The sequence below is a fragment of the Streptomyces sp. NPDC102441 genome (assembly GCF_044765585.1).
GTDB lineage: Bacteria > Actinomycetota > Actinomycetes > Streptomycetales > Streptomycetaceae > Streptomyces.
Window position 1 is genome coordinate 99,811 of the sequence record NZ_JBIWKH010000014.1, and the last position, 10,466, is coordinate 110,276.

Here is a 10,466-nt window from a genome sequence, read left to right on the forward strand (position 1 = left end):
GTGCCCGGGGCCGGGCTCCGCACACACGTGGACACGTACGCAACCAGCATCGGACCGGTGTCTGCCGGCCGCTACCTGAGCGGGCGGCGGGTCCGCGTGCCGGTCCGTGTGCCGGTCCGTGTGCCGGTCCGTGTGCCGGTCCGTGTGCCGGCGGGGCCCCGGGCGGCCCCGTGGATCAGCGTGCCGAGGCCGTAGGACGGCTGCGGTCCGGGGGCGGCGGCGTGGCTGCCGCCCGCCCGGCCGCGCCCCGCAGGAGGACGACCGAGAAGACGCCCGCTCCCGCCATGGCCACGGCCGCGCCGACCGCCGCGATCCCCAGCCCGTGGGTGAAGGCCTCGCGCGCGGCCGACAGCACGGTGTCCGCCGTCGCGGCCGGCAGGTCGGCCGCGACCGCCGCCGCACCGCCCAGGGTTTCGCGTACCGCGTCGGCGTGCGGCAGCCCGGCGGGCAGGGCGTCCGCCATGTCCCGGCTGTAGACCGCGGCGCCGATGGAGCCGAGGATCGCCATGCCCAGGGCGCCGCCCAGCTCCTGGCCCGACTCCAGCACGGCCGCCGCCGATCCGGCCCGCTCCGGCGGGGCGGCGCCCAGGGCGAGTTCGTTGGCGAGGGTCATGGCGGCGACCAGCCCGCCCGCGTAGACGGCCCCGCCGACGAGGGCGAACCACAGGGGCGAGTCGGTGCGCACCTGCGACAGCCAGAGGAACCCGCAGGCGGCGAGGGCGAAGCCGCCCCCCATCACGTACGCACGGTCGATCCGCTGGGCGAGCGCGGCGCCGGTCGGCGCCATGAGGGCGACACCGGCGGCCGGCACGAGGCTCCACAGCGCGGCGGTGAGGGGGCTCTGGCCGAGCACGGACTGCAGGTACTGGGTGAAGAAGACGGCCATGCCGACGGTGGCGAACATCGCGAGCAGATTGGCGAGGACCGGCCCGCCGAATGCCCGCTGACCGAGCAGGCCGAGGTCGATCATCGGGTGGGCGAGGTGCCTCTGACGGCGTACGAAGACGAGGCCGAGCACCAGCCCGGCGGCGACGCAGAGCGCGGGCAACGGCTCGTAACCGTGCCGGGCCCACTCCTTGATGCCGTAGATGACCGCGAGCAGTGCGCCGAGCGAGAGCGCGGCGCTGAGCAGGTCGAAACGGGCACGGACCCTGGTGGCGGTCTCCGGCACCAGGAAGGGCACCAGCAGGAGCAGCAGCACCATGGCGGGCAGGTTGATGAGGAACACCGAGCCCCACCAGAAGTGTTCGAGCAGCAGACCGCTGACGACGGGCCCCAGCGAGATCCCGGTGGTCATGACACCTGTCCAGATGGTCACCGCCTTCCCGCGCTGCTTCGCGTCGTGGAAGAGGTTGCGGATCAGTGCGAGGGTCGAGGGCATCAGGGCGGCCCCGCCGAGTCCCAGCAGCGCGCGTACGCCGATGAGCACCTCGGCGGAGTGCGCGTACGCCGCCGCCACCGAGGCCGCGCCGAAGACGGCCGCCCCGGCGAGGACGAGCCTGCGCCGCCCGATCCGGTCGCCGAGGGCGCCCATGACGATGAGCAGGCCGGCGAGCACGAAGCCGTACATGTCCAGGATCCACAACTGCTGCGTGGCACTGGGTTCCAGGTCCTGGCTGATGTACGGGATCGCGAAGTAGAGGACGGACACGTCCATCGAGACGAGGAGCAGGGGCAGCATCAGGACGCCGAGGGCGGTCCATTCCTTGCGGCCCGCGCGGGGGCCGGGTGTGTGCTGGGGTGCGGTCTCGGGTGTGGCCTCGGGTGCGGTCTCGGGTGTGTTCTCCATACGCAGCACGGAAGCGGGCCGCCACGTACACCGCAAACAGCTGCCTAGTGCACCAGTCCGAACCCCCAGCTGAAGGGGGTGCGAGGGCCCCAGGTGCACTAGTACGGTGCCGCCATGACCACCGAACCGCCCTACCTCCGCATCGCCGGGGACATCCGCCGCCGCATCGCCTCGGGCGAGCTCGCCCCGGGCGACCCGGTCCCCTCGACCCGCCGGATCACGCAGGAGTGGGGCGTCGCGATGGCCACCGCGACGAAGGCACTCGGCACGCTGAACCAGGAGGGGCTGGTGCGGGCGGTGCCCGGCGTCGGCACCGTGGTCGCGGACAGCGGCCGGGAACGCGCCACGACGCACGGCCGGCAGCCGCAGCTCACCCGCGAGCGCATCATCCGTACGGCGATCGCACTCGTGGACACGGAGGGCCTCCCCGCACTCTCGATGCGGCGCCTCGCGACGGAGTTCGGCACGTCCACCATGGCGCTCTACCGCCATGTCCCGAGCAAGGGCGAGCTCGTCCGCCTGATGTCGGAAGCGGTGTTCGACAGCGGCCCGCCCACCCCGGGCCCGACGGGCTGGCGCCCCCGGCTGGAGCGGGAGGCCCGCTGGCTGTGGAAGCAGTACGAGCAACACCCCTGGCTGGCCCGCGCCCTGGCCGGCCTCACCCGCCCGACGGCTTCCCCGAACGCGATGCAGTACACCGAGCGGGTCCTGTCCGCCCTGACGGGCCTCGGCCTCACGCCGGAACAGATGCTGCACATCCACCTCACGGTGCTGGGATACGCCCAGGGGATCGCGATGGCGGTGGAGTTGGAGACCCAGGCACGGCAGGACAGCGGCATGACGGCGGACGAGTGGATGACGGCGATCGAACCGCGGATGGACGCGATCCAGACGACCACGGCCTACCCGGTGCTCTCCACACTCTTCGACTCCGGCGGCTTCGACCTGGAGCTGGGCACCCTCTTCGAGTTCGGCCTGGGGCGGGTGCTGGACGGGGTGGAGGTGCTGGTGGCGGGGGCTCGGGAGGGCTGACAGCACCCCTGCGCCTCCCGGAACGTCCCCATTCGCCGGACAGTGTCCGCGAAGAAGCCTGGCGCGTTCCCCCACGATCGATTCGAGGAGGAGCAATTTCGCTGTCATTGATCGCGAAGAGGGACGGGCGTAGGAAACTGGACAGTGATGAGCACCGCAAAACCGTCCTCCCCCGGCGTCTCGGCCCGGATGAGCCGCCAGGCACGCCGCGATACGGCGCCCGAGGTGGCGGTCCGAAAGCTGTTGCATGCGTCCGGCTACCGCTACCGCCTCAACGAGCGCGTGCCACACATGTCCCGACGCACGATCGACATCGCCTTCACGCGAGCCAAGGTGGCGGTGTTCCTGGACGGATGCTTCTGGCACGGCTGCCCCGAACACGCCACGCAACCGAGGTCGAACGCCGAGTGGTGGCGCCAGAAGCTCGATCGCAACATGGCGCGGGACGTGGAGACCACCGAGCATCTGACGGCTGCGGGGTGGACGGTCCTACGTTTCTGGGAACACGAGGCTGCCGTCCTGGTAGCCGAGCAGGTGGCGGAGGTGGTCGACCGAGAACGGTTCGATCGAGGAGCGCAAGAATTGGGCGGGGACCTGTGACCGAACTCCGGTTCGTGGACGTGTGCGCGGGCGCGGGCGGGCTGGCTCTGGGCCTGGAGCAGGCCGGCTTCGATCCGGTGCTGCTGTTGGACAACAAGGCGGTGGCCTGCGAGACGCTGCACCTGAACCGTCCGGCATGGAACGTGCTGGAAATGGACCTCCTGGACTTCGTTCCGGACGAGTACCCCACGACCTACGACGTAGATCTCCTGTCGGCAGGACTGCCCCGTGTGAAGTCCAGCGCGACCGCCGCGAGAGCTGAGACCAAGGAGGAGCAGCGGCTCCTGAAAGCGGCGGTTCTTCTCACCCACTCCATCCAACCGCGGGCTCTTCTCATCGAGAACGTGCCGGGGCTCGTGGCAGCTCCGGCATTCGAACCCTTACGCACGTTCATCCGCGAGGAGCTGGAGCACCTCGGGTATCGGCTGCACTGGTTCGTCCTGAACGCGGCCGACTTCGGCGTGCCGCAGGACCGTAAGCAGGGCGTACTGGTCGCACTGAAGGAGCGGTATTTCGACCTGTTCCGGCCGCCGCCGCCGACGGTCAAGGAGCACGTGTCAGTAGGCAGGGCACTCCGCCGTTCCATGGCAACTCGCGGCTGGCTCGGCGCTGACGCGTGGGCGGATCAGGCGCTCAGTGTGGCGCCGACGCTCGTCGGTGGCTCCGACAACCGGGGCGGAGCGGATCTGGGACCGACGGGGACGAAGAAGGCCTGGGCGCGTATGGGGGTCAACGGAGGCGCCCTCGCCGATGAGGTCCCGGGGCCCGATCTCGACGGCTCCTCCGGCATGATCAAACTCACGGACTCACAGGCTGCGCTCCTGCAGGGCTTTCCGCTCGAGTGGCAGTTCGCGGGCAGGAAGACAGCGCGGTACCGGCAGATCGGACACGCTTCGCCGCCACCAGTCGGCAAAGTGCTGGGCAGCGCCATCGCGGACGCGCTGCGGACCTGATCTCACGCACACCAGCCATGGCTCGCATGGCAGTTGATCTTGATTGGCCGGCTACACTTCGCCCATGACCCATGCACTCCACCCACCCCATCTACCTGCGCATTTCCGCATCGTGGATTTGTTCGCAGGACCTGGTGGCCTCGATATAGCGGCCACGATCATGGGGCTGGAGAGCATCGGAGTCGAGTGGGACGACGCGACCCGTGCAACGCGCAAGGCGGCCGGACTGCTGACCACCCCGGAAAAGGACGTCGCCGTACTGAGCCCGTACGACGGACAGGTGAAAAGCGCGAATGTCCTCACGGGCGGGCCACCGTGTCAGTCGTTCTCCGTGGCCGGTAACCGGAAGGGCCACAAGGCCTTGGAGGATGTAAAGCGCTTGGCCACGCGCTTGGTCGGTCACAAAGACCTCTCTTCCTTCGAATCCGCTTGGAAGAAAGTCAAGGCTGAGACCGACGCGATGTCGGACGAACGTACCGGTCTCGTCCTTCAGCCACTGCGCTGGATCATGGAGGCCGAGCTCGAGCGGGAAAAGGAGCGCTACGACGTAGTCGTACTGGAGCAGGTGCCCACCGTACTGCCGGTATGGAAGCACTACGCCGAGCTTCTCAGGCAGGTCGGCTACGCCGCCGACGCTCACGTTCTGCACGCCGACGACTTCGGCGTCCCACAGACACGCCGGCGTGCCGTGCTGATCGCCCAGTGGGACCCGGAAAACGTGGGACGACGCGTGGAGTTCCCTCGCCCGACGCACCAGCGTTACAACAAGGGGGCCACCCGCCTCCGTGAGCACAGCGACCCGGTGCGTGAGCGGCAAGAACTGTTGTTCCCCGCGCCTCGCAACGGGAAGAGGCCGGTCAAGCCCTGGGTCGCCATGCAGGACGTACTCACCGAGCGTCCACGCGACTTCGAGGTGGTCTCCAACTACGGGTCAGGCGGCGATCCCAAGAATCGGGGCCGTCGGACTTCCGACCAACCCGCGGCAACAATCACCGGAAAGTTCCGGCGTAACAAGGTTTTCGTTCTCAAGGAGACCGAGGCCGGCAAGAAGGACATCGGCGAGGAGTTGGAACGCCTCACATTCGAGGAAGCCGGCCTGCTCCAATCGTTCCCGAAGCAGTATCCCTGGCGGTCCACCGATGTGGCTCAACAGATCGGGAACGCGATTCCGCCGCTCCTTTCTCTGCACATCCTCAGCAGTGCGCTCCGGCTCGGCCCTCCGAACGAAGAGTTGATCAACAGGCTGGCGACGTGGGAACCGAAGCGTCCGGACACTCCGACGGATGAGGTCCTCGCCGAGGACGCGTGAGCCGGGCGAGGCCCGCAATGCAGGCCCCGTCCGGACGCACTCGAACTTCAGTCCTGCGCAGTCCCGGAGCGAGCCCTGTCTCGCAACGGCGCCTCTGCGGCAAAGCGCTCGAACATCCGTGTAAGGACCTCGCAGGAGGAACGCCGGGCGGTGCCGTCGACCGGTCCCTCGGGGAGTCGGTCCCACGGGACGGCCGAAGCTGATTCCACGTCTTCGATCCAGTCGGCGAGTGCGAAGTGATCGGGTACGTCGTCCGGAGCTATCACCTCGTACATGAGCGTGCTACCGGCCACGTTGACTGCCGTGCACAGCGCATTGACCCGATCCCCGAGTCGCGTGGCTCCCTCTCGCAAAAGGTTCTCGAGGACCCGCACCAGGGCCAGGGCGGTGGGTTTGTGATCGATGGTGGAGAGCCGGAGAGCGGTGTTGATCATGTCCTGGTTCCCGCAGGCGAGCTCCGCGGAGGCGTAATCGGACCCGTCTCTGAACATCTCGGCGGCCCACCACAGCCGAGCGAAGGCCTGACTGTAGTGAGGTCCCACGAACCTGACACCGCTGACCTTCTTGGGATCGTCGTCGGTTCCTCCGAGCGGCAGGTGCCGCCACAGCACGTAGTCCGGGGCGACAGCCAGGGCCAGGAAGTTCCACAGACCGGGGTTCGCCGCCTCGCCACGGGTCATGCGCAAGGTCGCGTGCAGCCGGGGCGCCAGCCAGGCATCGGCATCGGTTCTCGCCGCATCGAACCGACTCATGGCCTCTTCGACAAGCTCTCGCACCGGTTCGACACTCCAGCGGACGGAGTCGCTCTCGATCGGCGTGCTCGCACGAAGTATCGCCACCTGCGGCAAGCTGTCCCTGCCGGCGCGTGCACCGTGGGTGAGAAAGGCCGTAGCTGCATTGCCCGTCAGCAGAGCGAGCCGTTCGGGAGGCTCGACGTGGTGTCGACTCATCGACGTAGGCCTTCCTGGGCACGGTTCACGGCCCGGATGTTCGTCGTCAGATTCTTGGGCACCTGCCCTCGTCTCCCTGCTGCGTAGTGGACCCGCGACTGGATCTCCGCCCACCCCCGGCCGTCGCCCCGGCGGCTGTGTGCCTCTGCCAATGCTTCGGGGAGGGGGAGCCCTGGAAACACCTCAGGGAGCATCGAGCGCAGTACCGACTCCCGCCATCCCCCAGGAAAGTGCGGAGTGCCGTCCTCATCGAACTCGAGGTCGCTCAATGCCGCGTGGAACATGGTCGCCCAGGCCTCGCCCGCGATCTGCGCGGCCACCATCCCGGCGGTCGCCTTCTCCAACGGACCGCGAGCACCGGACAACAGCTCGCGAAGTCCCTCGAAGGACGTATTGATCAGGATCGCCGGCAGGTCTCCACTGGTGTCGATCAGCCAAGGCGCGTCCACGAAGCGGCGCAGCCATTCCTGCGGCCCGTCGCGGAAATCCATTTCCAGGATCTCCAGATCGCGTCGCCTGGTCGGCGTGCGAGCAAGCAGGTCCACCACCCAGGGCGTGTCCGTCCTGCCGATGACGCGCCCGTCGATTCCACCGTGGCTGCCGACGACGTTCACGTCGAGGAGCACGCGCGCCGCGTGGGTGGAGCGACGCACTCGGGCCTCACCTCGCCAGTACATGGCACCACGGCGACGTTCCAACCGGGTCACGACGCGAGTATTGGTGGCTCCCTCGGTCAGCACCGCGACGCAGCTGACCCCGGACCACGGGCCCTCGTCCAATTCATCGGTGGGGAGGGAGACTTCCAGGTCCAGGACGCCCTCGGTCCAGTCGTCCCGCCCGATCTGATGAAGGGCGACGACCTGATCGCGTTGAGAGATCAACGAGAGCTGAAGGGGCTTCCCGTCCATGGTCGCCCCTCGAACGGCGACATCGATCTTCCCGACCAGGGTCGGGTACGCGTACACAGTGCTCACGCCGAAGTCTCCCGTGCCTGCTGGATGTCCACGATCACACCGGCCATGGCGGCGGCGACGGGGTGGCTGCGGACTGCCGTGACGCCCCCGAAGCGCGCCGATCGCACATCCGGATCGATGAGCAGTCGGCCGTCGACGACCTGACAGTTTTCCTTCGCGGTCAACTCCGCCCACTCCAAAGAGGGACGGCCCCCTGATCGCACATCGAACTTGACCACCGGCAGCAGCTGCCAGCGACTGTCGCGCTGCGGGACAGTCAGCGACACATCCAGGGTCCAGGCCCCGTCCCCGTCCACCTTCCCGACGACCCGGTCCACGAGTGGGTGCCCTGTGCCGCGACGAACGCTCGCTGTCGCAGGCGCGTCGATACGCAGAAGCTTTCGAAGGAGCTCCGGTCCGGTCGAGTCCTGCCCGGCGGTCCGCCGACCGATCACGCTGCGCAGCGCGGCGTCCATGGCTGCGTTGAATTCGGTCAGGCGCCGTGGCGCGTTGGCGTAGGCGGCGGTGAGTTCCTCAGTCGTCCCCCATCTGTCGTGCTCCGGCGGCTCCGCTGCCCGAAGGAATGCTTCGGCCGCGTGCGTCGCCGAGCCGCTATCACCTGTGGCGAACCCGGCGAGCAGGACGGCTTGGAAGGGGTCCGCTCCCGCTCCGAGGCTCCGAGGGGTGCGGGCTGTGACAGACATGCGGGTGCCACGCATACAGATGATGCGGCTGTGCTTCTCGTCATTGTCCGCAGCGGGAGTGACCAGGAGCACGGCACGGTGGTCATGCCCTCCGGCTCCGCGCCCGGCGACCCGCAACGGCGGGACAGTAAAGGTCACGTTCCTGACTGCAACCTGTTCAGGGGCCGTGAGTTCTTCGACCGTTTCACCGTCGAGGTAAGCCCGGAGAGCGTGGACCAGCGCCGGGTGCCGTTCGAGGGGGTCGACTCGCTGCTCCGGGACCACGAATTCACCGTTGCGAAGTGCGCGGACCGAGGCTTCCAGCATGGCCGGTGTCGAACGGCCCGAGGTCATGGCGGCCCAGAAGTTGTCGGACAGCGCCCGACCGAGGGCCGCGTGCAGATCCTCCAGGCTGTGGTTGCTCCCGGCGGCGTCGTGAGCACCGACGACGAGGAAGGACGTTCCCGGATCATCACTGTCCCGATCGAGACGTAGATCGGAGACCACCCGTTCGTCGGCCCACCAGGAGCGGGCCACACCTTCGTGTTCCTTCTCCGTGTCCGGCTCACCGAGCCAGGCGGGCCCTGCGTAGGCGACTCCGTCGACCTCCCGCCAGGGAAGGTCCAGACGACCGACCACCCTACGAACCGTCCGACCCTCATGGGTTTCCGACAGGGTGCTGTTGATCAGCACCAGGCCCAACCGGCTGGCCGCCCACAAGGTGGCCTTACCCAAGCCGTACGAGCCACCGGCTCGGTCGTTGCTTTTGTGACTGTCGAGCTGCCGGCGCACCACAGCGGCGTATCGACCGTCTCCGTACTCGGGTCCGGTCAGACCCGAGGCGTTGTAGTCGTCGACCCGGAGGAGCAGGAGGGAGGAGTTTTCGCGCAGAGCCCGCAGCCCTTCGGCGAGGGCCCTGCCGACCTTGTGCCGGGACTGTGCCGCCGCCGCGTAATGGGGCTCGAGCTGATCCCACTTCAGTGCGGACAGGAAGGAGTGCAGGTGTTCACCGGTGAGCTCGTGCAGGGTGAACCGCACCCGCACCGGGCGCGCCGTATCCAGTCGTTCGTCCAGGGAGTTCTGCGTGACCTCCCTGGCCAGCACAGCGAGGTTCGCGTCGAAGGCGAAGACAGCCGCATTGCCGTACTCGCGACCACCGTCCTGGTGCGCGACCCGGTGGTACCAGCCGATCGGCCGGTCCGATCCGGCGTCGGCGTCCCTGGTGATCAGGGTGGCGACGTCCGTCTCCAGGATCTTGGCGATCTCGACCAGCACCTCCGCCCTCGGACGCGCTCTGCCGGTGACCCATGCCGACACGGCCGCACGCGTCAGCTTCAGCTCCTGGGCGAGATCCGCCTGCGACATGCCGTTGCGACGCAGCTGGCGTCCGAGCCAGACGCCGAAATCCTCGATGTCCTCCACCGAACCCACTTCCCCTCGGTTCCGAGCGGGTTCACCGTAGCACCTTGTTTGACGTGCGCGTTATGTCAAATGTTACTTGACGTCCACACTCGATCTGAGCGCCAGCAGTAGTCGCCTATTTTCCTTCACTTTCTGATCGACAGACCTCCACAGCCTGCTCTAGAGTCGGTCTTGGCAACTCCCAACTCGGCCAGAGTCGTTGAGGGATGCGCCTCCTGAAGGCGGGAGAGCTCTGCCCTCATGTTCGATCACAAAGCGGTCTTTACGCACACCAACCGGTCAAGAGCACTCGTTGGCGTGCCTATAGGGAGGGGAACCCCACATGATCGATGACGACGACGCCTGGATGTCCTGGTTCATCCGGAAGTACGACGAGCTGGAGGACCCGGAGCTCCAGGCCGAACTCCTGGCATCTCACCGCATCCACCCCCAGGTCCTGGCAGCGGAACGGCGGCGCCTCGCCCGCCCCTCGCGCACCACTGCGCCCACGGAGCAGGTCGCCACCCCTTCCGACCCTCCCGTGCGCCGCACCTCTCGGGCCACCCGGCGCCCCACCACCCCTCGGCGCGCCGGTCGCCCTCGCACCTACCAGGTCACCCGCACCCGCCGGGTCCAGACGAATGGGCGGACGGTGACCGTCGTGACCACGACCGTCACCGTCAGGACCGTTACCACGGTCACGACCACCGACACCTGAGCCCTTAGCTGCACCTCCACTCAGCAGCTCCACGTTGTTCCGCGGGGTGTGCCGGCATACGCGCCGGCACACCCGCTC

At 68.1% G+C, this 10,466-nt stretch carries 9 protein-coding genes; 5 read left to right on the top strand and 4 right to left on the bottom strand.

The window, feature by feature from the left end:
* Positions 1–175 precede the first annotated feature (175 nt).
* Entirely contained in the window at positions 176–1,789 is a 1,614-nt protein-coding gene (locus ACIREO_RS28505) for an MFS transporter (protein ID WP_404115283.1), read from the bottom strand.
* 114 nt (positions 1,790–1,903) lie between these two features.
* On the opposite strand from ACIREO_RS28505, the gene ACIREO_RS28510 reads away from it, so the two are divergent.
* The 4 genes from ACIREO_RS28510 (at position 1,904) to ACIREO_RS28525 (ending at position 5,683) form a co-directional block, all read left to right on the top strand.
* Positions 1,904–2,821 carry a TetR/AcrR family transcriptional regulator C-terminal domain-containing protein gene (locus ACIREO_RS28510; protein ID WP_404115285.1) on the top strand — a complete coding sequence of 306 codons (918 nt, stop codon included), beginning with the start codon at positions 1,904–1,906 and terminating at the stop codon, positions 2,819–2,821.
* A gap of 147 nt (positions 2,822–2,968) precedes the next feature.
* Positions 2,969–3,421 (top strand): very short patch repair endonuclease, encoded by a 453-nt coding sequence (locus ACIREO_RS28515; protein ID WP_404115621.1) that lies wholly within the window; start codon positions 2,969–2,971, stop codon positions 3,419–3,421.
* Positions 3,418–4,374 carry a DNA cytosine methyltransferase gene (locus tag ACIREO_RS28520; RefSeq protein WP_404115287.1) on the top strand — a complete coding sequence of 319 codons (957 nt, stop codon included), beginning with the start codon at positions 3,418–3,420 and terminating at the stop codon, positions 4,372–4,374. Before ACIREO_RS28515 ends, ACIREO_RS28520 begins: the two co-directional genes overlap by 4 nt.
* Before the next feature lie 64 nt (positions 4,375–4,438).
* Positions 4,439–5,683, top strand: coding sequence for a DNA cytosine methyltransferase (locus tag ACIREO_RS28525; RefSeq protein WP_404115289.1), 1,245 nt, complete (start codon positions 4,439–4,441; stop codon positions 5,681–5,683).
* Between the two features lie 47 nt (positions 5,684–5,730).
* On the opposite strand, the gene ACIREO_RS28530 is transcribed toward ACIREO_RS28525, so the two are convergent.
* From ACIREO_RS28530 to ACIREO_RS28540, 3 genes are read right to left on the bottom strand one after another with little or no spacing between them, the layout of a single operon-like run.
* Entirely contained in the window at positions 5,731–6,633 is a 903-nt protein-coding gene (locus ACIREO_RS28530) for a DUF6339 family protein (RefSeq protein ID WP_404115291.1), read from the bottom strand.
* Positions 6,630–7,607 carry a hypothetical protein gene (locus tag ACIREO_RS28535; RefSeq protein ID WP_404115293.1) on the bottom strand — a complete coding sequence of 326 codons (978 nt, stop codon included), beginning with the start codon at positions 7,605–7,607 and terminating at the stop codon, positions 6,630–6,632. The genes ACIREO_RS28530 and ACIREO_RS28535 overlap by 4 nt, the downstream gene beginning before the upstream one ends.
* On the bottom strand, positions 7,604–9,691 hold the full coding sequence (locus ACIREO_RS28540; RefSeq protein ID WP_404115623.1) for a helix-turn-helix domain-containing protein: 2,088 nt from the start codon (positions 9,689–9,691) through the stop codon (positions 7,604–7,606). The genes ACIREO_RS28535 and ACIREO_RS28540 overlap by 4 nt, the downstream gene beginning before the upstream one ends.
* Positions 9,692–10,013: 322 nt before the next feature.
* On the opposite strand from ACIREO_RS28540, the gene ACIREO_RS28545 reads away from it, so the two are divergent.
* A complete protein-coding gene (locus ACIREO_RS28545; RefSeq protein WP_404115295.1) occupies positions 10,014–10,388 on the top strand; it encodes a hypothetical protein in 375 nt (124 codons plus the stop codon).
* Positions 10,389–10,466 lie beyond the last annotated feature (78 nt).